This is a genomic window from Martinezella rhizogenes, from assembly GCF_027460065.1.
Classification (GTDB): Bacteria; Pseudomonadota; Alphaproteobacteria; order Rhizobiales; family Rhizobiaceae; genus Agrobacterium; species Agrobacterium rhizogenes_C.
In genome coordinates this window covers 128023-151100 of the sequence record NZ_JAPYZZ010000009.1, presented here as the reverse complement: position 1 = coordinate 151100, position 23078 = coordinate 128023, and the positions used below count along the sequence as shown (strand labels likewise).

21 protein-coding genes and 1 riboswitch are annotated in these 23078 nt (G+C 60.5%); of the genes, 8 read left to right on the top strand and 13 right to left on the bottom strand.

All coding sequences use genetic code 11. The features are described from left to right. The first annotated feature begins 16 nt into the window (after positions 1 to 16). Positions 17 to 493 carry an Lrp/AsnC family transcriptional regulator gene (locus tag O8B93_RS16130; protein WP_003506856.1) on the top strand — a complete coding sequence of 159 codons (477 nt, stop codon included), beginning with the start codon at positions 17 to 19 and terminating at the stop codon, positions 491 to 493. A gap of 183 nt (positions 494 to 676) precedes the next feature. Here the strand turns inward: O8B93_RS16130 and O8B93_RS16125 are convergent, their stop codons facing one another. The 7 genes from O8B93_RS16125 to O8B93_RS16095 form a co-directional block, all read right to left on the bottom strand. Next, positions 677 to 2332 (bottom strand): ABC transporter ATP-binding protein, encoded by a 1656-nt coding sequence (locus O8B93_RS16125; protein ID WP_269710938.1) that lies wholly within the window; start codon positions 2330 to 2332, stop codon positions 677 to 679. Continuing rightward, the gene (locus O8B93_RS16120; protein WP_269710937.1) at positions 2329 to 3183 is read right to left on the bottom strand and encodes an ABC transporter permease; all 855 of its coding nucleotides are present in this window, start codon (positions 3181 to 3183) and stop codon (positions 2329 to 2331) included. The genes O8B93_RS16125 and O8B93_RS16120 overlap by 4 nt, the downstream gene beginning before the upstream one ends. Further along, positions 3183 to 4133 carry an ABC transporter permease gene (locus O8B93_RS16115; protein WP_269710936.1) on the bottom strand — a complete coding sequence of 317 codons (951 nt, stop codon included), beginning with the start codon at positions 4131 to 4133 and terminating at the stop codon, positions 3183 to 3185. The genes O8B93_RS16120 and O8B93_RS16115 overlap by 1 nt, the downstream gene beginning before the upstream one ends. 93 nt (positions 4134 to 4226) lie before the next feature. Then, on the bottom strand, positions 4227 to 5837 hold the full coding sequence (locus tag O8B93_RS16110) for an ABC transporter substrate-binding protein (protein WP_269710935.1): 1611 nt from the start codon (positions 5835 to 5837) through the stop codon (positions 4227 to 4229). Between the two features lie 93 nt (positions 5838 to 5930). Then, entirely contained in the window at positions 5931 to 6644 is a 714-nt protein-coding gene (locus O8B93_RS16105; protein WP_269710934.1) for an HAD-IA family hydrolase, read from the bottom strand. A gap of 257 nt (positions 6645 to 6901) precedes the next feature. After that, positions 6902 to 8275 (bottom strand): aspartate aminotransferase family protein, encoded by a 1374-nt coding sequence (locus tag O8B93_RS16100; protein WP_269710933.1) that lies wholly within the window; start codon positions 8273 to 8275, stop codon positions 6902 to 6904. Positions 8276 to 8289: 14 nt separating this feature from the next. Beyond that, positions 8290 to 9126, bottom strand: coding sequence for a GNAT family N-acetyltransferase (locus O8B93_RS16095; RefSeq protein WP_269710932.1), 837 nt, complete (start codon positions 9124 to 9126; stop codon positions 8290 to 8292). A gap of 323 nt (positions 9127 to 9449) precedes the next feature. Here O8B93_RS16095 and O8B93_RS16090 point away from each other — a divergent pair, with 323 nt between their 5' ends. Further along, on the top strand, positions 9450 to 10118 hold the full coding sequence (locus O8B93_RS16090; RefSeq protein WP_269710931.1) for a haloacid dehalogenase type II: 669 nt from the start codon (positions 9450 to 9452) through the stop codon (positions 10116 to 10118). Positions 10119 to 10134: 16 nt separating this feature from the next. Beyond that, positions 10135 to 11409, top strand: coding sequence for an NAD(P)/FAD-dependent oxidoreductase (locus O8B93_RS16085; protein WP_269710964.1), 1275 nt, complete (start codon positions 10135 to 10137; stop codon positions 11407 to 11409). A 91-nt stretch (positions 11410 to 11500) separates the two neighbouring features. On the opposite strand, the gene O8B93_RS16080 is transcribed toward O8B93_RS16085, so the two are convergent. The 6 genes from O8B93_RS16080 to argE all read right to left on the bottom strand — a co-directional run bounded on the left by O8B93_RS16080 (position 11501) and on the right by argE (position 18139). Then, entirely contained in the window at positions 11501 to 12958 is a 1458-nt protein-coding gene (locus O8B93_RS16080; protein ID WP_269710930.1) for an NAD-dependent succinate-semialdehyde dehydrogenase, read from the bottom strand. Positions 12959 to 12973: 15 nt separating this feature from the next. Beyond that, positions 12974 to 14017: a tartrate dehydrogenase gene (locus tag O8B93_RS16075; protein WP_269710929.1), complete on the bottom strand. Its 1044-nt coding sequence runs from the start codon at positions 14015 to 14017 to the stop codon at positions 12974 to 12976. 13 nt (positions 14018 to 14030) lie between these two features. Further along, complete coding sequence (locus O8B93_RS16070) at positions 14031 to 15494, bottom strand: aldehyde dehydrogenase family protein (RefSeq protein ID WP_269710928.1); 1464 nt, start codon at positions 15492 to 15494, stop codon at positions 14031 to 14033. Between the two features lie 190 nt (positions 15495 to 15684). Next, on the bottom strand, positions 15685 to 16041 hold the full coding sequence (locus tag O8B93_RS16065) for a cupin domain-containing protein (protein WP_269710927.1): 357 nt from the start codon (positions 16039 to 16041) through the stop codon (positions 15685 to 15687). A 28-nt stretch (positions 16042 to 16069) separates the two neighbouring features. Continuing rightward, entirely contained in the window at positions 16070 to 16993 is a 924-nt protein-coding gene (locus O8B93_RS16060) for a 2-hydroxyacid dehydrogenase (protein WP_269710926.1), read from the bottom strand. Between the two features lie 21 nt (positions 16994 to 17014). Then, positions 17015 to 18139, bottom strand: coding sequence for an acetylornithine deacetylase (gene argE / locus O8B93_RS16055; RefSeq protein ID WP_269710925.1), 1125 nt, complete (start codon positions 18137 to 18139; stop codon positions 17015 to 17017). Between the two features lie 202 nt (positions 18140 to 18341). Here argE and O8B93_RS16050 point away from each other — a divergent pair, with 202 nt between their 5' ends. The 5 genes from O8B93_RS16050 to O8B93_RS16030 all read left to right on the top strand — a co-directional run bounded on the left by O8B93_RS16050 (position 18342) and on the right by O8B93_RS16030 (position 22991). Continuing rightward, positions 18342 to 19220: a GNAT family N-acetyltransferase gene (locus tag O8B93_RS16050; RefSeq protein ID WP_269710924.1), complete on the top strand. Its 879-nt coding sequence runs from the start codon at positions 18342 to 18344 to the stop codon at positions 19218 to 19220. 50 nt (positions 19221 to 19270) lie between these two features. Continuing rightward, a riboswitch (cobalamin riboswitch) is annotated at positions 19271 to 19504 on the top strand. Positions 19505 to 19661: 157 nt separating this feature from the next. After that, the gene (locus O8B93_RS16045) at positions 19662 to 20693 is read left to right on the top strand and encodes an ABC transporter substrate-binding protein (RefSeq protein WP_269710923.1); all 1032 of its coding nucleotides are present in this window, start codon (positions 19662 to 19664) and stop codon (positions 20691 to 20693) included. After that, complete coding sequence (locus O8B93_RS16040; protein ID WP_035257361.1) at positions 20690 to 21718, top strand: FecCD family ABC transporter permease; 1029 nt, start codon at positions 20690 to 20692, stop codon at positions 21716 to 21718. Before O8B93_RS16045 ends, O8B93_RS16040 begins: the two co-directional genes overlap by 4 nt. Beyond that, entirely contained in the window at positions 21715 to 22515 is an 801-nt protein-coding gene (locus O8B93_RS16035) for an ABC transporter ATP-binding protein (RefSeq protein ID WP_269710922.1), read from the top strand. Before O8B93_RS16040 ends, O8B93_RS16035 begins: the two co-directional genes overlap by 4 nt. Further along, positions 22512 to 22991: a pseudoazurin gene (locus O8B93_RS16030; protein ID WP_269710921.1), complete on the top strand. Its 480-nt coding sequence runs from the start codon at positions 22512 to 22514 to the stop codon at positions 22989 to 22991. The genes O8B93_RS16035 and O8B93_RS16030 overlap by 4 nt, the downstream gene beginning before the upstream one ends. Positions 22992 to 23078: the final 87 nt, after the last annotated feature.

Genomic DNA, 23078 nt, shown 5'->3' with positions numbered 1-23078 from the left:
AGGGGTTCCGCAGATGATGAAACTTGATCGGATCGACATCAAGATCCTTTACGAGCTGCAGAAAAACGGTCGCATCACCAATGTCGAACTGGCGGAGCTCGTCAACCTGTCGCCCAGCCCCTGCCTGATGCGGGTGAAGAAGCTGCAGGCAGAAGGTTATATCGAAGGTTATTCGGCGCAGATCAACATCAACAAGCTCGGCCAGACGCTGACGGTCTTCACGGAGATCACGCTCAAGAACCACCGCCAGATCGATTTCGCCCGCTTCCTGGGCGTGGTTGAAAAGATCGACCAGGTGGTGGAGTGCCATCTTGTTTCCGGCGGGTATGATTATCTGCTGAAATTCGTGACGTCGGGCATCGTGGAATATCAGTCGATCATGGAGCGGCTGACGGATATGGATGTCGGCATCGACAAATATTTCAGCTTCGTGGTGCTGAAATCGCCGATCATCAAATCGCATATGCCGCTGACCAGCCTGTTTCCGCTTTGAGGCGGAGAGGGTGCCTCAAGCGCCCACAAAATTGATGGTTTTGGAAAGGCGTTGCATTCACACGCCGTCATCTGATCCTGGGTCCAGTGCGGTCAAGTCCTTGATCGCAAAAGAGTCTTTTCACGGCGCAGACGCGTCGTGGCTGGATGCCGGCTCAAGATCGGCATGACGGAGGAGAGTTTCTCACCTCTTGGAAAACGCCCGCACCAGCTCTGCATCCTGCTGGAGATTGTCAAGCCATGTCGGATCCAGTTTCGGCACCGAGGAGAAGAGCAGCTTTGAATAGGGATGGGTGGGCGATTTGATCGCGTCCGTTTCCAGATGCTCCACCTTCTGTCCGCCATACATCACGACAATTTCGTCGCAGATGGTCTCCACCACGGAAAGATCGTGGCTGATGAAGATATAGGAGAGGCCAAGCTCCCGCTGGAGTTCTCCCAGAAGATCGATGATTGCGGACGCGACCACGGTATCGAGCGCCGAGGTGATTTCATCGCAGATGATGAGCGACGGTTCGGCCGCAAGTGCCCGGGCGAAATTGACGCGCTGTTTCTGTCCGCCGGAAAGGCCGGAGGGGTGGCGATGGCGCACGGAGCGCGGCAGCTTCACCATATCGAGAAGCTGGTCGATCCGCGCATCGCGCGCCTTGCCCTTCATGCCGTGATAAAAGGTCAGCGGCCGCCCTAGAATATCCTCGATGGTTTTTGACGGGTTGAGCGCTGTATCGGCATATTGGAAAACGATCTGCATGCGGCGCAGCTGGTCGCTGGTCCGACGTCGGGCATCGGCATTCAGTTGCTTGCCTTCGAAGATCACATGGCCGCTTGCCGCCGGCAGGATACCGGCAATCGCGCGCGCCAGCGTCGATTTCCCGCAGCCGGATTCGCCGATGATGCCGAGATTGCGACCGGGGTAGACCGCAAGGTTGACGGAATCCACCGCCCGCACCAGCGGCATCTTGTCGTCGCCCTTGGTGCCGTAACCGGCGATCAGATTTTCAATATCCAGCAGCGGCGTTGCCCGTTCCTGCTTGGCGGGTGTGACCACGCGGACCTTGTCATGAAACGCGGTCAGCAATTCCTTCGTATAAGGATGTTGTGCATTTTCGAGAATATCCTTGGTGGTGCCGGTTTCCTGCACCTCGCCGCCTTTCAGCACGACGATGCGGTCGGCGATCTGGGCGACGACGGCGAGGTCGTGCGATACATAAACGCCGCTGATGCCGCCCTTGCGCATGGCCGATTTGAAGGCGCGCAGAACCTCTATCTGGGTCGTCACATCAAGGGCGGTGGTCGGTTCGTCGAAGATCACCAGCTTCGGGTCGCCGATCAGCGCCATGGCGGCGGAAAGGCGCTGCAACTGGCCACCGGAGACCTGGTGCGGATAACGCTCGCCGATGGTCTCCGGGTTGGGCAAAGAGAGCGCCTTGAAAAGTTCCACCGCCCGGGCGCGTGCTTCCTGCGGCGGCATCAGATGGTGGATGCGCGTGACTTCGATGACCTGATCGATGATCTTCTGCGCCGGGTTGAAGGCGGCGGCCGCACTTTGCGGCACATAGGTCACTTTCGTGCCGCGCACCCTGGCGCGCTCGGCTTCCGAAAGCTGGACCATGTCGCGACCGGCAATCTTGACGCTGCCACCGGAAATGCGGCAGCCGGGGCGGGCATAGCCCATCAGCGTCAGCGCGATCGTTGTCTTGCCGGAGCCGCTTTCGCCGATCAGCGCGACGATTTCGCCATCGGCGATGTCGATATCGACACCCTTGATGATATCGATGCGGCGGCCGCTGTCAGTGGTCGCTTCAACTTTCAGTCCGCGGATTTCAACGAGATTGTTCATGCTTCGCTCCTGTCGCTGATTTTCTGCGGCAGATTGTCGATCAGCAGGTTGACGCTGATCGTCAGGCTGGCAATGGCCAGCGACGGGAAGATGACGGCCGGTGCCGCAAACGGCAGGCCGCCGATATTTTCACGCACCAGCGCGCCCCAGTCTGCATCTGGCGGCTGCAAGCCAAGGCCGAGGAAGGAGAGGCCCGATAAAAGCAACACGATGAAGACAAAACGCACACCGAGATCGGCAAGCACCGGACGGATGATGTTTGGCAGGATTTCCGAGCCGATGAGGTACAGCAGGCTTTCGCCGCGTACGCGGGCAACGGTGACGAAATCCATGGTGTTGACATTTACCGCCAGTGCCCGGGCGAAACGATAGGCACCCGGCGTATAGATGACCGAAAGCGTGATGATCAGTACCGGAATGGAAGATCCGACCGCCGCAACGACCACAAGGCCGAACAGCTTGCTGGGTATCGAATTAACCGCGTCGAGAAACCGGCTGAGCGCGGCGTCGAACCAGCCGCCGATGACGGCCGCGCACATGCCGAGCACAACTCCGGATACGCAGGCGATGGTGACGGCCGCCAGCGAAATGCCGACCGTGAAACGTGCACCCATGAGGATGCGGGAAAAAACATCGCGGCCGAGATAATCGGAGCCGAGCCATAAATCTGATGTCATGGGGCCGAAATAATCGAGATCGACGATTTCACCCACCGGATGCGGAATGAGATAGGGTGCGAAAATCGCAACCATCGCCCAGAGGAAAATGACGAGAAAGCCGAAAACGCCGACTGCGTTGATCTTGTAACCCAAACGCGAAGTTCCCTGATATGTCTTGATATGATCGGTCATCAGCGCAGCCTCGGATTGGACATGATGGCGATGATGTCAGCTGTCGTGATGAGGAGGAGATAACCGACGCAGAAGATCATCGCGCAGGTCTGGATCAGCGGCAGGTCGCGGGTCGCGACGCCATCGACCATCAGCTTGGCGATACCGGGATAATTGAAGATCGTCTCGACGATGATGACGCCGCCGACAAGGTAAGAGAGCGACAGTGCCACCGCATTGACGATGGGGCCGAGCGCATTGGGCAGCGCATGGCGCAGCACGATGCGCATGCGCGGCGCGCCCTTCAAGAGCGCCATTTCGACATAGGGCGTATCAAGCGTTTCGATGACGGCGGCGCGGCTCATGCGGATCATCTGCGCCGAGACGACGAAGGTGAGCGTGATGACCGGCATGGCGTAAATACGCAGCACATCGAAGACCGAGTGGATTTCGCTGACCAGCGACAGGGCCGGCAGCCATTTCAGGTAAACGGCGAAAAGCAGAACGGCCAGCGTGGCGATCATGAATTCCGGCACCGAGATGACGCCGATGGTCAGGATGGTGACGGCCCGGTCATAAAGCGTTCCGCGCAGCATGGCGGAGCTGATGCCGAGTGTGAGCGCCAGGGGCACGGCGATGATGGTGGTGATGCCGGCAAGCTTCATGGAGTTGACGAAACGCGGACCGATGAGATCGGCAATCGCCATGTTGTTGGCATAGGAGGTTCCGAGTTCGCCGTGCAGCAGGCCGAAAAGCCAGCGCACGAAGCGCAGAAGTGCGGGATCATCGAGATGCATGGCGGTGCGCAGGCCGGCCACGGCCTCCGGTGTCGCCGCCTGGCCGAGAAGGATCGTCGCCGTGTCGCCGGGCAGCAGGCTGGTGGCGGAAAAGACGATAAACGACACGATCAGCAGCGTCGTCAGCATGACGACCAGCCGCCTGGCGACAAGGGATAATATGCGGCTGTTCATTCACATGCTCCTGCGACATGCCTGATGGTGGAGGCGTCCCGCATCCTGCGGAAAGCTCGCCGGGCGCTGTTTTGCGCCCGGCTCCATGGTCTATCAGGCTTCGAGCCAGACGTATTCGGCAAAGGCGTAACCCATCATGCCACCGAGCGGATTGGCCTCCAGTCCCTTCAGTTTGGAACTGATGGCATCCACATTGGTAAGGTAGGCGGGAATGATGGTGCCGGCTTCGTCGGCGATCATCGTCTGCATTTCGAAATAGATCTGCTTGCGCTTTTCGAGATCAAGCAAACCGCGCGCTTCAAGCATCAGCTTGTCGAATTTCGGCGACTTGTACTGGCTTTCGTTCCACGGCGCATCGGACGCATAAAGCAACGAGAACAAGATATCCGGTGTTGGCCGCGGGTTGATGTTGCCGAAATGGATCGGCGCCTTCAGCCAGTAATTGCTCCAGTAGCCATCGGCAGGAACACGCTGGACGTCCAGCTTCATGCCGATTTCCGCAGCCGATGCCTGGATGATCATCGCCATGTCGATGGCCGAATTCGCCGCATCCGAGGTGATGACCGGAATGGATTGACCGATGAGACCAGCCTTTTCGAAGTGGAACTTCGCCTTGTCCGGATCGAAGGCCTTCGGCTTGAGGTCGGGATTATGGTAGGGGCTCATCGGCGGGATCGGCTGGTCGTTGCCCACTTCGCCGAGACCACGAAGAGCAGCCTTGACGATCTGCTCGCGATTGACGATCGACTTCATGCCGGCAATGAAATCAGCCTTGTTGCCAGGCGCCTGGTCGAGACGCATGTTGAGATTGGTGTAGTTGCCGGAGGTTCCCTTCGACAGGACCACACCTTCCTGCTTGTCGAGCAGACGGAGTGCGCGCGGGTTGATGGCGGCCGCGAGCTGGATATCGCCGGAAAGAAGGGCGTTGACGCGGGCATTGTCGTCCGAGATCGCGAAGAACTCGAAGCTGTCGACATGCGGTCCACCCGATTTCCAGTAATTGGTGTTTTTCGACATGATCGAGCGCACGCCCGGCTCGAATTTTTCGAGCTTGAAGGCGCCGGTGCCGTTGCCCTTGGAAAAATCGGTCGTGCCGTCGGCGACGATCATGAAATGGTGCATGGCAAGGATCGTCGGCAGGTCGGCATTGGCGCTGGCGAGCGTGATCTCGACCGTGCTCTTGTCGACTGCCTTGAAGCCGGTCATCTGGGCGGCGATCTTGGCGACCTTGGAGCCGACGGCGGGGTCGAGATGGCGCTTCAGCGAAAAGACAACGTCGTCGGCGGTCAATGCCTTGCCATCATGGAAGGTCACGCCGGAACGCAGCTTGACCGTCCAGGTCTTGGCGTCCTTGGATTCGATGGATTCGGCCAGCTCCATCTGCGGCGTGCCAGAAGCCTCGAGGAAGCTCAGCCGGTTAAAAAGCGCGCAGCAACGGACGTAGTCCGTGGAAAGCGAGGCCTTTGCCGGGTCGAGAGTATCGGCGGTGGAGGAGGACCAGCCGGCCGCCTTCAGCGTGCCGCCCGATACCGGCGTTGCGGCCGCGGCCTTTGAGGCGCGGCCGAGAATGGCCGAGCCTGCGGAAAGGGCGACGCCACCGGCCAGCATCATGTGAAGCAGTTCACGCCGCGTCGCACCGCGGCGGATCGCCTGTTCAACGGCGGCATCGTCGGAGCGGGTCCAGTTTGTAATTCTGTCACTCATGGTCTTCCCCTTTTGTATGATTTGTTGAAATGCGTCAGCAAAAATGTCCGGCACGCCGCATCCCAGTTCGCGGCACACCATGGGAGGAGCGGTTCAGCCGCCCGTTTGCCTCACGGCCCCGGCAAGGTCGGCCATCGAGGTGAAGTGGAAATCCGGTTCGGTGAAGTTTTCCGGCTCGATCGTGCCGCCATATCCCTTCTGGGCGTGGCGGCGTTCGATCCAGCAATTGGTCATTCCGAGCTGCCGGGAAACGCCGATATCGTGGTACTGGCTTTGCGCGACATGCAGAATGTCGTCCTTCGATGCACCCTCGCTTTCCACGAAGGCAAACACCTTTTCGAAGAAGGCCGGGTCCGGTTTTTCCGTGCCGGTATCATCGGCGGTGAAGGCGGCATGAAAGGGACTACCGAGTTCCTTCGAGAAATATTCGAAGGCCCAACGCTGAGCGTTGGTCATGGCGATCAGGCGATGCGTCTTTGCAAGTTCGGCCATGGCCGCGCGGCTGTCCGCAAAGCCTTTCCAGCTTTTTGCCGCGTCACGCAGGCGTTCGCCGAGCGCGCGTTCCGCCGGCAGGCCAAGTTCAGGAGCGATGATCAGGTAAACGCGGACGAGATCGTCCGGAAACAGATCGGTCGCATCGGAATAGCGGGCCGCGCGGTAGAGAGCGAGCGCCTTTTCACCATCGACGTCAACGCCGTGTTCCGTGCCGATCTCAGCAAGCGTCGCTTTCAGACCACCTTCGAAATCGATGAGTGTTCCCACGACGTCGAAGCTCATATATTTGAAGTCGCTCAATTTTTTGGGCAATGTCGGTCTCCGCTTCGCCGCCTTGGCCTCTTGGGGGAGCCTGCGGCAGATTATTCTGTTCCCGGACGGGATCCTTGCCCCGTTCCCATTTGTGATTACGCCCTTTTTTATGGCGTTTAGTACCGTTTGCATTGATAGTTTGGCACTTCCAGCACGCTGGATACGCCGAAATGGATCGGCTGTTCGGCAGAATATTGCGAATATGCGGTGTGTTGCGACATTTCGAGAGGGTGCCGCAACGCCGCCCGCTTTTCCTCTCAGGCCATCGCTGCCCGCACTGCGGGGTCTTCAAGCGTCTGATCGAGCGTCTTCAGCGTCCGCTCGACGATTGCATCGATTTCGCTATCGGTGCAGCAGAGCGGTGGTGCATAGCCGAGGATGCCATTCGCGAAGGCGCGTACGATGAGGCCGTTCTCCCAGGCGCGGTCGAAAACCTTGCGTGCGGGGGCTGCTGCGGCCGGCAGGGGCGTCTTCTTGTCCTTGTCGGTCACGAGTTCGATGGCGGCAAGCATGCCCCTGCCGCGTACATCGCCAACCAGCGGGTGGCTTCTCAATCCTTCAAGGCCGGCCATCAGCCGTTGACCGGCACGGCGGCCGTTCTCCAGCAGTCCGCCTTCATAAAGTTTCAGCACTTCGAGACCGACGGCGGCGCTGACGGGGTGGGCGGAATAGGTATATCCGTGACCGATGGCGGCCTCGCCTGCGAAGTCAGCTATTGTATCATAAACATGGTCGGCCATGAAGACGGCGCCCATCGGCACATAGCCTGAGGTGAGGCCTTTTGCGGCCGTGATGAAATCAGGCACGATGTCCTCGTCGGCACAGGCAAAGAGTGGTCCCGTGCGGCCGAAGCCGGTGATGACTTCATCGGCGACGAACAGGACGCCGTAGGAACGGCAGAGCTCGCGCATGGCCTTGATCCAGCCCGGCGGTGGCACCAGAACGCCGCCCGAGCCCTGAATGGGTTCGGCATAAAAGGCGGCGACGCGGTCCGGTCCGATGGCCTCGATCTTGTCCTTCAGAATTTGCAGGGAGGATGCAATGATGGCGGCCGGATCACTGCCGACAGGATTGCGATAGGCATAATGCGACGGAATTTTGTGCTGCCAGTCATAGGGCACGCCGAAACCCGCATGGAAAGCGGGTAGAGCGGTGAGGCCCGAGCCGGCCGTGGTGGAGCCGTGATAGCCCTGTTCGATGGAAATGAACTGGTCGCGCTGCGGCTGGCCTTTCGCATGCCAGTAATACCGGATAAACCGGATGGTGCTGTCCACCGCATCGGAACCGCCAAGCGTGAAATAGACGTGGTTGAGATCACCCGGCGCGCGGTCGGCAAGTTCCGAAGCCAGCCGGATCGCCGGTTCGCTGCCAATGTCGAAATAGGCGGTGGCATAGGGCAATTCACGCATCTGCTTTGCCGCGGCTTCGACGATGCTGTCGTGCCCGTAACCGGCATTGACGCACCAGAGGCCGGCAAAACCGTCGATCAACTGATGGCCGGTGATGTCGGTAACGGTGGCGCCGCTTGCCGATTTCAGCACCCGCACGCCGAGCTTTTCATGGCCGCGGAAGGAGGAGACGGGGTGCACCAGATGGGCGCGGTCCAGTTCGATCAGTGAATTGCTTAACATGGGTCTCTCCGGATTCAGCCGAGTGCCTGGCTGGTCAATGCGAATGTCTTGAGTTTTGTGTCGGCTGCGATCTCGGCTTTCGGCCGGCGCATGGCGATGCCGCCGCCGACATGAGCAAGGCCGCGTTCGGCAAGCCAGGGGGCGAGGCCTGCATCCACCGTGGTATCCACGCGCAGGAATTCGCCGGCGCGTTCGGACACTATGAAAGCAATCAAATCTTTCGCGATTTCAACATCTTCTGCTACTACCGGGCCGATGACTTCACCACGTCCGAAGGCGCGCAGGGCGGCGAAACCCTTGATGACGCCGTGTTTGCGCACAAGTGCGAAACGTGCCCGGCTGGCGAGTACTGTAAAGAGCGCCGTGCGATCCGCGCCGAAAGCCTGTGCATCCAGCGCCGCAAGCTCGGCCGGTTCGATACTATCCACCCAGGCCACACCGGCAGGCCTGTCGGTCGCGGACGGAATGCCCTGGTGCTGGCACACCTCACCAAAGGCGGCAAAGCCAAGCTTTTCGTAAAGCGGCAGGCCATCGGCCGTGGCGACAAGACGGCATTCGCGATTTTCTGCCGCGTCCAGCGCCGCCTGCATCAGCTGACGCCCGAGGCCGCGGCCGCGCATGCTCTCGTCCACGATCACCATATTGACGGTAGCGCAGGTTTCACCGAGAAGCGTCGCCATGGCGGTTCCGACCACACGCCCGTTTTCCAGCGCGACGAAACCTTTGCTTAAGGAAAGGACTAGCGCCCAGTCTTCCTTCCGGTGCGGCCATCCGGCCTGACGGGAAAGTTCAACGGCCGCATCGAGATGGTCCGGTTGAAACGTTTGGATATCGATCAGGCTCGCTTGCATGCCGGAACTCCGTTTGTTCTCACTATTCATTGATAGACTGATGCCGGAAGAAGATTGTCCCGACAAATGGGAAGGTTCGATATGTTTCGCTGTAGCTTTTATCCGCCGCCGCATCTTATGCCGCATCTTGTCTGTATCGGGCGGTGAACCCGGGGCATGCCACGGCTTTGGGTTTGCCTCAACGCAACTCTCTGCCAAACTGGCGGCTGCATACGCAACAATCTGCTTCCGTGACCAGCAATTGCGGTGCGCCGACCGGTCAAAGGCTTTCTATGATCAGTTTATTCCGGCACGGCCGATCCCCAAGCAAGGATGACGACGACATGACCATCTTCCGCCCGAAATACATCTCCTTTGATTGCTACGGCACGCTGATCAATTTCCAGATGGCCGAAGCCGCCCGCGATCTCTATGGCGATCGCCTGGACGAAGCGCAGATGCAGCAGTTCATCAAGAATTTCGCGGCCTACCGTCTGGATGAGATCATGGGTGCCTGGCAACCCTATGCCCAGGTGGTCTATAATTCCCTGTCGCGTAGCTGCAAGCGCAACGGCGTTGCCTTCAAGGATGAAGACGCCACCTTCGTTTACGAGCGCGTGCCGACCTGGGGGCCGCATGCCGACGTTCCAGCCGGCCTTGCCAAGGTGGCGAAGGAAATTCCCCTCGTCATCCTGTCAAACGCCATGAATTCACAGATCATGTCGAATGTCGAAAAGCTCGGCGCGCCGTTCCACGCTGTTTACACCGCCCAGCAGGCGCAGGCCTACAAGCCGCGCTTCAAGGCGTTCGAATATATGTTCGATATGCTGGGCTGCGGGCCGGAGGACATGCTGCATGTTTCTTCCTCCTTCCGCTACGACCTGATGTCGGCCCATGATCTCGGCATCAAGAACAAGGTCTGGGTCAATCGCGGTCACGAGCCCGCAAACCCCTATTATGGTTATGTGGAAATATCAGATATTTCCGGTCTTGCGGGTGTCGTCGGACTGTAAGGAAAGGATCATGACCATGAAGCTCGTCTCCTACTGGCACGACACCGCTCCCCTGTTTTCGGGAGCGGCGGAGGGACCTGTGGAAGGCCACTATGATGTGGCCGTCGTCGGCGGCGGTTTCACCGGTCTAGGTGCGGCGCGCCAGCTCGCTAAAGCTGGCGCGCGCGTGGTTGTCCTTGAAGGGCAGCGGGTCGGCTGGGGTGCCTCCGGCCGCAATGGCGGGCACCTCAACAACGGCCTTGCCCATTCCTATCTTTCCGCCAAGGCGGAACTCGGCAAGGAACGCGCCATAGCCCTCTACAAGGCGCTGGATGATTCAATCGACACGCTGGAGGCATTGATTGCCGAAGAAGGGATCAATTGCAATTTCCGCCGTTCCGGCAAGCTGAAACTTGCTTCCAAGCCCCAGCATTTCGAAGGTCTGGCAAAAAATTTCGAGGCACTTCATGCCGAGGTCGATCCCGATACGGCGCTTTTGTCCCTTGCGGATCTGAAGGCGGAAATCGGCTCGCCCTTTTACGGTGCGATGCTCTCGAAGAAGAGCGCCATGATGCATATGGGCCGTTATGTCGCCGGCCTTGCCGAAGCTGCCAGCCGTCATGGCGCGGTGATCTTCGAAAACGCCGCCGTGACGAAACACATCCAGAACGGCAAGCTCCATGAACTGGAAACCCCGCGCGGCAAGGTGACAGCCGACAATGTTCTGGTCGCGACCGGCGCCTATACGCCCTCCGGCTTTGGTTATTTCCGCCGCCGTATCATCGCGGTCGGCAGTTTCATCATCGCCACGCGGCCGCTGACCGATGCCGAGATCAAGGCTTCGGTTCCGGGCAACCGCACCTATGTCAACTCCATGAACATAGGCAATTATTTCCGTCTGGCGCCGGATAATCGCTTGATCTTCGGCGGCCGTGCCCGTTTTTCCGCGACCTCGGACCAGCGTTCCGACGCCAAGAGCGGCGCGATCCTGACGGAAAGCCTTCATCGCATCTTCCCGCAGCTTGTCCATGTGCCGATCGATTATTGCTGGGGTGGTCTGGTCGATATGACCAAGGACCGATATCCGCGCGCCGGTTTTCATGACGGCGTGTGGTATGCGATGGGCTATTCCGGCCATGGCGCGCAGCTTTCCACCCATCTCGGCATGATCATGGCCGACACCATCATGGGACGTCCGGATACCAACCCTCTGAAGGGGCTGGACTGGCCGGCAGTGCCGGGCCATTTCGGCAAGCCCTGGTTCCTGCCTCTGGTGGGCCTTTATTACAAGATGCTCGACAAGTTTCAGTAATTCAAAGCGGCCTCCGGGCCGTTTTTTGTTGCATCGGCACAAAAAGAAGGGCCGCAGAGCGGCCCTTTAGGCGGGGAGAAAGAAACAGGCGTCAGGCAAGTCCGCCGATGTGGAACGTCTTCGTTTCCAGATATTCCTCGATGCCGACCTGCGCGCCTTCGCGGCCTAGGCCGGATTGCTTGACGCCGCCGAAGGGGGCGACCTCCGTGGAGATCGCACCGGTATTGAGGCCGACCATGCCGAATTCCAGCGCTTCACCTACCCGCCATGCGCGCTTGAGGCTCTCGGTGTAAAAATAAGCGGCAAGGCCGAAGGGTGTTCCATTAGCAATGGCGAGCGCTTCTTCTTCAGTCTCGAAGCGGAAGAGCGGCGCGACAGGTCCGAAGGTCTCTTCGCTTGCCAGCTGCATTGCCGTTGTTGCGCCCGTCAACACCACGGGTGCGGTATATTGCGGGCCTTCCGGCAAATCGCGCGGCCTGGTGATGATCGTTGCACCCTTGGCCACGGCGTCATCGATATGGGCGCGGATTTTCGCAATGGCCGGTTCGTTGATCATCGGGCCGATGGAGACGCCCGCTTCCGTTCCAGGGCCGACCCGCATGGCGTCGACGCGATCCGCCAGTTTTTTCGCGAAGGCGTCGTAAACGCTCGACTGCACGAGAATACGGTTGGCGCAGACGCAGGTCTGGCCGCCATTGCGGAACTTCGAAACGAGCGCGCCTTCGATGGCAAGATCGAGATCGGCATCATCAAACACGATGAAGGGCGCATTGCCGCCGAGTTCCAGCGACAGCCGCTTGACGCTGTCGGCAGCACCCCGCATCAGAAGCGAGCCGACGCGGGTGGAGCCGGTGAAGGAAATTTTCCGCACCGTCTCGTTGGCCATGATTTCATTGCCGATTTCAGTCGGCATGCCGGTGACGATGTTGATGACGCCTGCGGGAATGCCCGCCCGTTCGGCGAGCACACCAAGGGCCAGCGCCGAATAGGGCGTGAATTCCGAAGGCTTGATGACGACGGTGCAGCCGGTGGCGAGTGCCGGCGCGACCTTGCGGGTGATCATCGCATTCGGGAAATTCCATGGCGTGATGATGCCGCAGACGCCGACCGGCTCCTTCAGCACCACGATGCGCCGGTCGGGTGTCGGTGAAGGGATGGTGCCGCCGCCAATGCGCCGGGCCTCTTCGGCAAACCATTTGACGAAGGACGCGCCGTAGCGGATTTCGCCCTTGGCTTCGTCAAGCGGCTTGCCCTGTTCGACGGTCAGGATCAGGCCGAGATCGTCGATATTCTCGATCATCAGCGCGAACCATTTTTCAAGAAGGGCGGCGCGTTCGGCATGGGTCTTTTTCTTCCATGGTCCGAAGGCGGCGTTGGCGGCCTCGATTGCCGCACGGGTTTCCGCGCTGCCCATGTCCGGCACGGTGCCGATGACCGCCTGCGTCGCCGGATCGGTGACATCCACCACCTTGCCCGATGCTGCCGCCTTCCATGCGCCGCCGATCAAACCCGTCTGGCGAAAGAGTTCCTTGTCCTTCAAGCCCTGCATCATAATTCTCCGAAATCAGGCGAGTGCCGCGAGAACCGCGGCGGTGATGGTGTCCGTCTTATCCTTGCCCGGCACCGTGCCGATGCCCCGGCCGGTCGCCGTTTCCAGCGCCGCTATGATCTTTGCGGCGGCATCCTTTTCGCCCAAGTGCTCGAGCATCATCGCGCCGGACCAGATGGCAGCGATGGGGTTGGCGATGCCGAGATGGGCGATGTCGGGGGCTGAACCATGCACCGGCTCGAACATCGAGGGCGCGCTGCGGTCGGGATTGATATTGGCGGAAGCGGCAAAACCGAGGCCGCCCTGAATGGCGGCGCCGAGATCGGTCAGAATGTCGCCGAAGAGGTTGGAAGCGACGACGACATCGAGGCTTTCCGGCGCCATTACCATGCGTGCCGCCATGGCGTCGATGTGATAGCTTGAGACCTCGACGTCAGGATATTCCGCCGCGAGCTTATGGGTCACCTCGTCCCAGAACACCATCGAATATTTCTGGGCATTGGACTTGGTGACGGAAGCGAGCTTGCCGCGACGTTTTTGCGCCTGTTCGAAACCGAAGCGCAAGATCCGCTCCACGCCCTTGCGGGTGAAGATCGAGGTTTCGACGGCAACTTCGTCCTCCGTGCCCTGATGCACGCGGCCGCCGGCGCCGGAATATTCGCCTTCCGTGTTTTCGCGGATGCAGAGAATGTCGAAGCCGTCAGCCTTCAAGGGCCCTTGCACGCCGGGCAGCAGCCGGTGCGGGCGGATATTGGCATATTGCACGAAAGCCTTGCGGATCGGCAGCAGCAGGCCATGCAGCGACACCGAGTCAGGCACTTCCGCCGGCCAGCCGACCGCGCCGAGCAGAATGGCGTCGAAGCCGCGCAATGTTTCGATGCCGTCCTTTGGCATCATCGCCCCGGTTTCCTTGTAGAAGGCGCAGGACCAGGGGAATTCCGTTCCTTCAAGCGCAAAACCGGAGGTTTTGGCGACGGCATTGAGAACCTGCCACGCGGCGTCCGTCACGCTTTGGCCGATGCCGTCCCCGGGAATGAGTGCGATGCGATGCGTTTTCAAGAGAATTCTCCTGTTACAGTCCGATGAGGACGCTTTTGCTTTTGCGGTTGGCGAGATAGGCCTCGCGTCCAAGATCCTTGCCGATGCCGGAACGCTTGTAACCGCCCGTCGACAATATGTGGTCGCGCGAACGTCCGTAACGATTGACCCAGATCGTTCCGGCCTGGATGGCGCGCGACAGGCGCAGGACACGCGAGATGTCGCGGCTGAAAAGACCCGCCGCCAGACCGTAGGTCGGATGATCGGAAAGCGCCAGAGCCTCTTCTTCCGTGCGGAAGGTCTGCAGCGTCAGCACCGGCCCGAAGATTTCCTCGGTGACGGCGGGCGAGGTCTGGTCGACATTGGCGATCAGCGTCGGCTGGTAGAAATAGCCGGGGCCGTCCATGTTTGCTCCGCCGGTCAGGCATTCACCGCCATGTGCCACGGCCGCCTGCACGATGGTGTCGATACGTTTGCGCTGTACGTCGGAAATGATCGGCGAATATTGGGTGGCCTCGTCCCAGGTCGGGCCGGGCTTTACCATCTTCATGCGGGCGATGATCGCGGCGGAAAGGGCGTCGGCCGCATTTTCCTCAACGATGATGCGCGAGCCGGCGACACAGGCCTGACCCGCATTTGAGAGAATATTACCGGCAATCGCCGCTGCCGCCTTTTCGATATCGGCATCGGCAAAGACCAGCTGCGGGCTTTTGCCGCCGAGTTCCAGCGTCATGGGTTTGATGCCGGTGCGGGCGACATTGGCCATGATAGCGGAACCGGCGGCGGTCGAGCCGGTGAAGCTGACCTTGGAAATCTCGGGATGGCCAGTTATGGCGTTGCCCGTCACGGGTCCGTCGCCCAGCACGATGTTGATGAGGCCGGCGGGCAGGCCGGCCTTGATGGCCAGCTCGGCCATGAAAATGCTGGAAAAAGGCGTCATTTCCGATGGTTTCAGCACCACAGCATTGCCGGCCGCGAGCGCCGGGCCGAGTTTCCAGCCAGCCATCGAGACGGGGAAATTCCACGGTGTAATCGCGCCGACTACGCCATAGGGCTCGGTCATGATCATGCCGAGGCTCGCATCGTCGGTCGGCACCAGATCGCCGCCTTCCTTGTCGGCGAATTCGGCGAAGAAGCGGATTTGTTCGGCGGTCACGGCGATGTCGCCGGCGATCAGCTGGCCGACGGGCCGCGTGGAGGACAGGGCCTCGATTTTCGCCAGCGTCTCGGCTTCCTGCTCGATCAGGTCGGCCCAGCGCTGCAGGACCTTCGTGCGTTCGCGCGGGCGCACGCCGCCCCAGTTGCTGGTCTTCAACGCGGCCTTGGCGGTCTGCACCGCTTCATCGACCAGCGCGGCATCGGCCCTGGGGCAGCCGGCATATTCGATGCCATCAGAGGGGCGGTGCATGTCGATGCCGTTTTGAGCCGGGATCAATCGGCCGCCGATGAAATGGCCGATCGGCAAGGATAGGCTATCTGGATCGAAGCTGAGCGTCATGGGAAATCCTCTGTGGACATGCCTCAAATCTAGTCCCTGATGGCAAGCAGCATCGACCGACTGCGGCGGGGGTAGTGAACGAAAATCCCGTTTTTGCCACCGGCGGACAGCGCAATCTTCGGTGCGTGTGTCCGCCGGCATTTTCCCGGCACACACCTTCACGGGTGATGCCGAAATGCAGGATCTCAGCTCATCCGTTCACGGTGACGTAGATCTTGCGCACGGTCTCGATGGTCTTCCACACACCGATGAAACCCGGCTTCATGACGAAGCTGTCGCCCGCCGTGTAGCGCAACGGTGCGCCGCCCTCCGGCGTGATTTCGATGACGCCTTCGAGAATATGGCAGAATTCGAAGGTCTCGCCCTTGATAGACCGGCTTTCACCGGGGGTCGCTTCCCAGATGCCGGTGTGGACCGTGCCGTTGCGGGCTTCGTCCAGCGCCCAGGTCTTGAAGGCCGGGTCGCCGGAGATGAGGCGTTCGGGCAGTGCCTTGGAAGCCTTCGGTTCGAAGGCGGGATTGGTATCGATGGTCTTGAGAAGCGACATGGGGTGTCCTTTCCTGGAACGGGGTGGGTTAGTATCCGCGATTGCGATCGACGAGGCCGAGTGGCTCGAGACCGGACTGGTATCGTTTGATGTTCTCGACAACGGTGCGCGCTGCCGAATGCGGCTGGGTAACGCTGGCGACATGCGGCGTCAGGAGAATTCTCGGATGTGTCCAGAAACGATGGTCTTCCGGCAGCGGTTCGGGCTCGGTGACGTCGAGCACCGCGCCGGAAAGCCTGCCGCTATCCAGCGCGTCGATGAGGGCATCGTGATCGAGTTGCCTGCCGCGTCCGGCGTGGACCAACCCCGCGCCGTCGGGAAGCATCCCCAGACGTTCGCTGTTCAAAAGACCCATGGTCTCCTCCGTCAGCGGCAGCAGGCAGACGAGAATATCGCTTGTCGTGAGGATCGTCGCCAATCCGGCCTCGCCATGATGGCAGGTCACGCCATCGATCTCGCGCGGTGAGCGGCTCCAGCCGGACAGCGGAAAACCGAAGGGTTTCAGCCGCTCCAACGCCGCAACGCCCAGCATGCCGAGGCCGAGAACGCCCACACGACATTCGTGCGCCTGACGCTGGGGCAGGGCCTTCCACAGGCCTTGACGCTGCTGGCCCAAATAGGCGGGCAAATAGCGGTGAAGCGCCAGCACGCCGAGGCTGACATATTCCTGCATCATGCGGATGATGCCCTCATCCACCATGCGCACGACCTTCACATGGGAGGGTATTGCATCGATGTGAAACTGGTCGACCCCGGCGCCGATCGAGAACAGGATTTCGAGATTGCGGTAGCGGCCTATATCCTCTGGCACCGTCCAGCTGATGAGGTATCGAACAGCATCCGGATCGACGCTCGCGGCATCCATTGAAAAGGGCAGGTCCGGCAGGTCGCGGGCCAGAGCCTGCCGGAAAATTTCGCCGCGCTTGGCGTCGGAATTGAAGAAAAACGTCATCTGAATCCGTGTTCCGAAAGGTCAAACCGTGCAGCGGTTTGCCAGTGTTTCCAGCATGGACTGGCAGGCCGATAGTTCGCCAGCGGTGATATATTCATCCGGCTTGTGGGCGCGGCCGATGTCGCCCGGGCCGCAAATGATGGCGTCGACGCCGGCCGCCTGGAAAAGGCCGGCCTCCGTGCCATAGCTGACGGCGGGAATGCAGGGCGCGCCGGTCAACTCTTCCAGAAGCTTTGCGAGCGGCGCATCGCCGGCAAGGGATAGTGCCGGATAGTCGCTCATCGGCGTCCATTCGATGTCGATGCCCTCAGCGGCGAGCGCCTGCACGCCATCGCGCAACGGCTGAAGCAGCGCGAGTGGCGAAACGCCGGCAATCGCGCGCGCCTCCAGTTCGATGGCGCAATGATCGGGGATGATGTTGAGCGCCTGTCCACCCTTCACCGTGCCGATCTGCAGGGAGGAATAGGGCGGCTCGAAGGTCGTTTCGAAGGGGCCCTGCGTCAGTGCCTGCGCCGTTTCGACTGCCTTTGCCATGATGCCGGCCATCAGGTGAATGGCGTTGACGCCCTGATCGGGCCGCGACGAATGGCCGGAGCGGCCACGAATGGTGATGCGCGCGGCGGCCTTGCCCTTATGGGCGCGCACGGCATGCAGATTGCTCGGCTCGCCGATGATCGCGCCCGCCGGTTTTGCGCATAGTTCCGGCAATCGGGCGATCATGTGCGGCACGCCGCGACAACCCGCCTCCTCGTCATAGGAAAAGGCAATATGCACGGGCCGCTTCAACGCCATGCGTGAAAATGCCGGTGCAGCGGCGAGAACAGTGGCGAGAAAACCCTTCATGTCCGTGGTTCCGCGCCCGTAAAGACGCTCGCCTTCGGCTCTCAGCGTGAAGGGATCGGAAGACCATTCCGGCTCACCGGCAGGCACCACGTCCATATGGCCGGAGAGGATGTATCCGGCGACATCAGCCGGGCCGAAACTTGCGAAGAGATTGGCGCGGTCGCCTTCGGGGCCGGCAAGCAGCGATACTTTCGCGCCATGACTTTCCAGATAGTCGGCGATCCATCCGGCGATATCGCCATTGGCGGTTCCGACGACCGATGGGAAGCCGACAAGACGCTCCAGAATTTCGATTGCGTTCATGGCTGCCCCCGTCGTTTCAACGTCGAAAGCTTAAAGTGGCTGATGGCGTTTATCTGCTGAAATGCGGGTGATTTCGGTAGATTGTTGTGTCCTTCCAGTGCTTTCGGAAAATTCGTGCTGGCAAGGCTGGTTATCTTCGGATGTCGTGGGTTGGGTTGCCGGGATCAAGGTTCCGCGCCGGAGGAAATGAGAGCCGTTTGCTATGGAGCTGCTCAAAGTCGATAGTTTCGAGTTGCGGACCGTGGATATCGCCGATGTCGAGGCCGATCATCTGCACGCGCTTTCCATGGCGGTGGGGTGGCAATATCACGCGAATGAATGGTGTTTTCTCAGGCAGTGCGGCGTCGGCTTCGCTGCACTTGATGAGATTGATCGCGTCGTCGCAACCGCGATGCTGTTTCCCTATGATGAGCGTTTCGCGACACTCGGCATGGTCATCGTTTCGCCGCGCCTGCAGGGGCAGGGCGTGGCACCATGGCTGGTGAAGCGGCTTCTGGCGAAGTTCCCTACTGCTTGTCTGCGACTCAACGCCACGGATGAGTCGAGGCGGTTGTTTGCCGGGCTGGATTTTGCCGGAGAGACGGAAAAAGTACATCTCTTTCGGGGAAAGGCGCAATGCCCGGCAGAGATGCCGCCCACTGGCAGAAAACAGAAAATTGAGCCGCTGTCCGAAGACCATCTCGCCGATGTGGCTGACATGGACCGGGCGGCTTTCGGCGTTGCGCGCAGCAGCGTCCTGTCGCGCCTTCTCAGCGAAAAGACGGGTTACGGTCTGTTCGAGGCCGGCCGGCTTGTCGCTTTTGCCTTTCGCCGGACGGCGGGGCGGGGCCATATCATCGGTCCGGTCGTTGCCGTGGAGGAAATGGATGCGATCGCGCTCGTCAGGCGGCATTTTGCCGAGCTGGAAGAACAGCTTGTCCGTCTCGATGCCGTGCGCGACAGTGGCTCCTTTTCCGATTTTCTGGCGCAATCCGGCCTGGTGGCGATCGAAACGCTGACGACCATGTCGAAAGACGAGCCGCAGCCCATGGGGGCCGGCACGGCGAGAATTTTCGCGCTGGCGGGTCCTTCCCTGTTCTGACTTTGTGCTGAGCTGCGACACGATCGCAATTGACGCCCCGCCTCTTGCCCCTTATGTGAGAAAGCGACGGTTCCTGCAGCCGAAAGGTGAAGGGATTAATAGGGAACATGGTGCGGGCGATCTTTTCGTCCAATGCCGTGGCTGCCCCCGCAACTGTAAGCGGATTGTCGTTCATCCCAGTGACGCTTGAAGGCGTCATGCCACTGTATTCTCCGGAATGCGGGAAGGCAGATGAGTGACGCAAATCCGTGAGCCAGGAGACCTGCCGTCAAAATAGAAACCATCGTTACGGGCGGGGAGCCCGGAGGAGGATTTTGTAATGTTATTTCATAACATTTCGTTTGCGTCCTATAACCGTTCTCCGTACAAGACGTCCCGCTGTTGCTGCGCGCTCTGACGCCTGCTGCTCTGGAATAAGTTTTACTTTCGACTGGAGAACACATGTTTCATTCTAGACGCCTGCCGGTCCGTGCCGGCTTTCTGGCCGCTTTGCTTTCGGCTTTGCCCGTTGTTGGAGCCAATGCTGCCGAAACCACCTATCCCCTGACGATCAACAGCTGCGGCCAGGAGATCACCTTCAAGCAGGCTCCCGCCCGTACCGTTTCCGTGGGCCAGAGCACGACCGAGGTTCTTTACCTGCTGGGCGTTGCCGACAAGGTCGTCGGCACGGCGCTGTGGATCGGCCCGGTTCTGAAAGGTTATGAGGAGGCCAATGCCAAGGTCGAACGGCTGGCCGACAATGATCCGAGCTTCGAGGCCGTTGTCGGCAAGAAGCCGGATCTCGTCACGACACAGTTCCAGTGGCAGATCGGCCCCGAGGGTGTTGTTGGCACGCCGGCGCAATTCGCCGAACTCGGTATTCCCGTCTATACCTCGCCTGCCGATTGCGTCGGCAAGGACAATTCCGGCGGCGGTGATGGCGTGCGCAACACCGGCTTCACCATGGAGCTGATTTATCAGGAAATCCGCGACCTCGCCAAGATTTTCAACGTGCAGGGTCGCGGTGAAGAAGTGGTTGCCGACCTGAAGAAGCGCGAGGAAGCCGCCCGCGCCAAGATAGCCTCCGCGAATGGCAAGCTTTCCGCCGTCTTCTGGTTCTCCAGCGCCGAACTGGATATCGATCCCTATGTCGCCGGCCGCAACGGCGCTCCCGGTTACATCATGTCCGCGCTGGGCTTAAAGAATCTCATCGAAAGTGATGAGGAATGGCCGACAGTCGGCTGGGAGACCATCGCCAAGGCCAATCCGACCGTGATTGTGGCAGGCAAGATGGATCGCCGCCGCTTCCCGGCTGACGATATCGCCGTCAAGCGCAAGTTCCTGGAAACCGATCCCGTGGCCAGCATCATGCCCGCCGTCAAGCAAGGCCATGTGTTCGACATGGATGCGCAGGCGATGAACCCGACCATTCGTACCATTGAAGGAATTGAAACGCTGGCCGAGGCGATTTCGGCCGCTGGCCTCGCCAAGTGAACCGTTTCTCTACCCATCTTGGCAGGGCGGGGCTGGCATTTGCAGCACTCGCCCTGCTGCTCGTCGCGCTGATGGCCGGGGCGGCCATCGGTGAGACCGCCATTCCTTTCGATGTCGTGGCGAAAACCATCGCCAACCGCGTTTTCCACGCGGGGTATCCGCTTGAGCCGCTGGATGAGGGCATCGTCTGGAGTTACCGTCTCAGCCGCGCCGTTGTTGCCGCCTGCTGTGGGGCGTCGCTGGCGCTTGCCGGGGCGGTGCTGCAATCGCTTTTGCGCAATCCCCTTGCCGATCCCTATATTCTCGGTATCTCCGCCGGTGCCTCCACCGGTGCCGTCGCGGTCGCACTTCTGGGTTTCGGCGCGGGGTTTCTGACGATGCCGGCCGGTGCGCTCATTGGCGCATTCGTGGCTTTTTCGCTGGTCAGCCTTCTGGCCGTGCGGGCGGGGCATGGTAACAGCGCCATCATTCTGGCGGGTGTTGCCGGTTCGCAATTGTTCAACGCCATGACCTCTTTCATCGTCACCAAATCCGCCAATGCCGAACAGGCACGCGGCATCATGTTCTGGCTGCTCGGCAATCTTTCCGGCGTGCGCTGGCCGGATGTCTGGCTGGCGCTGCCGGTCAGCCTTGCGGGCCTGGCCGTCTGCCTCTGGTATGCCCGGGCGCTCGATGCCTTCGCCTTTGGCGGTCAGGCCGCAGCCTCGCTTGGTATTCCGGTGCGCTGGGTCTATGCGGTGCTGATCTCCGTTTCCGCAATCATGACGGCCGCGATGGTGTCGCTGGTCGGTTCCATCGGTTTTGTCGGGCTCGTCATTCCGCATGCCGCGCGCATCTTCGTTGGTGTCCGCCACGGCATATTGCTGCCGGTGACGGCGCTGACCGGCGCGGTGTTCATGATCATCGCGGATATTCTCTCGCGCATTGTCATTCCGGGCCAGGTGCTGCCGATTGGCGTCATCACCGCGCTGGTCGGTGCGCCCGCCTTCGCTTTCATCCTGGGGCAGAAAAGGGGGCGGTCATGAAATTATCCGCCCACGACCTGTGCTTCCACGCTGGCAATATCGATATCGTCCGCGGCGTTTCGCTTGATGTCGGTTCGGGAGAATTTCTCGGCATCATCGGCCCGAACGGGTCCGGCAAGAGCACGCTTCTGTCCATGCTGGCCGGCATCCGCAAACCACGCCGGGGCCACGTTATTCTTGGCGAGGAGCCGCTTGGCTCATTGGGACGGCGCGACCTTGCCCGCCGGCTCGCCTTTGTGGAGCAGCAGGCCGAAACCACCGAGCGAATTACGGCGCGGCAGGCGGTGGAGCTGGGACGCACGCCCTATCTCGGCCCGCTTTCCGCCTGGTCGCAGAATGACAGCGCCATCGTTGATGCCGCGCTCGCCAATGTCGATATGGCTGACAAGGCGGAGCGCAGCTGGCACCACCTTTCCGGCGGTGAACGCCAGCGCCTGCATATTGCCCGAGCCCTGGCGCAGGAGCCGCACATCCTGCTGCTGGACGAACCGACAAATCATCTCGATATCGGCCACCAGATCGGCCTGCTCGATCTGGTGCGCCGGCAGCGGCTGACGGTCGTGGCGGCACTGCATGATCTCAATCACGCCGCCATGTTTTGCGATCGCGTCGCCATCATGCATCGGGGCGAGATGATCGCGGTCGGGCCGCCGCGCGAGGTCCTGACGGCGGCAACGATCGCAGACGTCTTCGGGGTGGAATGTGCGGTCACCACGGATGAGGGCGGTTTTTCCCATATTCGTTTTCTGCCGGCCCATGGGCGGGCTGATCCAGCAAGGAAAGTACTGGCACGATGATGACATTCACGACGCTCGCAGACGCTGCTGCAAAGGCCAGACGGTTTTGTGCCGCCGCCGCAATTGCCGTGGTGGCCACAGGATTTCCCTTTCATGCTTCTGCCGAGACCTTCGAGGTGAAGATGATGAACCGGGGCGAAAAAGGCCCGATGGTATTCGAGCCCGATTTCCTGGAGATCGCCCCCGGTGACCGTGTGCGCTTCGTGCCCACCCACAAGAGCCACAATGCCGCGACCATTGACGGCATGGTTCCCGAAGGTGTCGAAGGGTTCAAAAGCCGGATCAATGACGAGTTCGAGACCGGGTTCGAAAAGCCGGGCTTTTACGGCATCAAATGCTCGCCGCATTACGGCATGGGCATGGTCATGTTGATCAAGGTGGGCGAGGCGACCCTGCCGCAAAGCTACAGGGAAGTCGACGTGCCCGGTCGTGCCAAGACCCGGCTTGATGATCTTTTCGAGCAGGCGGGAAAATGAGTATTCTGCGGAAGTCTTGATTGGCGTTCTGGATTGTCCGGGAGGTTGCTTCCGTCATGCTCGGGCCTGTCCCGAGCATCTGCAACG

Excerpts from the sequence above, each read along its gene's own strand:
- O8B93_RS16090 (WP_269710931.1), top strand. The coding sequence starts at position 9,450 with ATGACCATCTTCCGCCCGAAATACATCTCCTTTGATTGCTACGGCACG.
- O8B93_RS16065 (WP_269710927.1), bottom strand. The coding sequence starts at position 16,041 with ATGTCGCTTCTCAAGACCATCGATACCAATCCCGCCTTCGAACCGAAG.
- O8B93_RS16030 (WP_269710921.1), top strand. The coding sequence starts at position 22,512 with ATGATGACATTCACGACGCTCGCAGACGCTGCTGCAAAGGCCAGACGG.
- O8B93_RS16120 (WP_269710937.1), bottom strand. The coding sequence starts at position 3,183 with ATGACCGATCATATCAAGACATATCAGGGAACTTCGCGTTTGGGTTAC.
- O8B93_RS16050 (WP_269710924.1), top strand. The coding sequence starts at position 18,342 with ATGGAGCTGCTCAAAGTCGATAGTTTCGAGTTGCGGACCGTGGATATC.
- O8B93_RS16125 (WP_269710938.1), bottom strand. The coding sequence starts at position 2,332 with ATGAACAATCTCGTTGAAATCCGCGGACTGAAAGTTGAAGCGACCACT.
- O8B93_RS16060 (WP_269710926.1), bottom strand. The coding sequence starts at position 16,993 with ATGACGTTTTTCTTCAATTCCGACGCCAAGCGCGGCGAAATTTTCCGG.
- O8B93_RS16080 (WP_269710930.1), bottom strand. The coding sequence starts at position 12,958 with ATGCAGGGCTTGAAGGACAAGGAACTCTTTCGCCAGACGGGTTTGATC.
- O8B93_RS16035 (WP_269710922.1), top strand. The coding sequence starts at position 21,715 with ATGAAATTATCCGCCCACGACCTGTGCTTCCACGCTGGCAATATCGAT.
- O8B93_RS16110 (WP_269710935.1), bottom strand. The coding sequence starts at position 5,837 with ATGAGTGACAGAATTACAAACTGGACCCGCTCCGACGATGCCGCCGTT.
- O8B93_RS16130 (WP_003506856.1), top strand. The coding sequence starts at position 17 with ATGAAACTTGATCGGATCGACATCAAGATCCTTTACGAGCTGCAGAAA.
- O8B93_RS16085 (WP_269710964.1), top strand. The coding sequence starts at position 10,135 with ATGAAGCTCGTCTCCTACTGGCACGACACCGCTCCCCTGTTTTCGGGA.
- O8B93_RS16045 (WP_269710923.1), top strand. The coding sequence starts at position 19,662 with ATGTTTCATTCTAGACGCCTGCCGGTCCGTGCCGGCTTTCTGGCCGCT.
- O8B93_RS16115 (WP_269710936.1), bottom strand. The coding sequence starts at position 4,133 with ATGAACAGCCGCATATTATCCCTTGTCGCCAGGCGGCTGGTCGTCATG.
- O8B93_RS16100 (WP_269710933.1), bottom strand. The coding sequence starts at position 8,275 with ATGTTAAGCAATTCACTGATCGAACTGGACCGCGCCCATCTGGTGCAC.
- O8B93_RS16095 (WP_269710932.1), bottom strand. The coding sequence starts at position 9,126 with ATGCAAGCGAGCCTGATCGATATCCAAACGTTTCAACCGGACCATCTC.
- argE (WP_269710925.1), bottom strand. The coding sequence starts at position 18,139 with ATGAACGCAATCGAAATTCTGGAGCGTCTTGTCGGCTTCCCATCGGTC.
- O8B93_RS16070 (WP_269710928.1), bottom strand. The coding sequence starts at position 15,494 with ATGACGCTCAGCTTCGATCCAGATAGCCTATCCTTGCCGATCGGCCAT.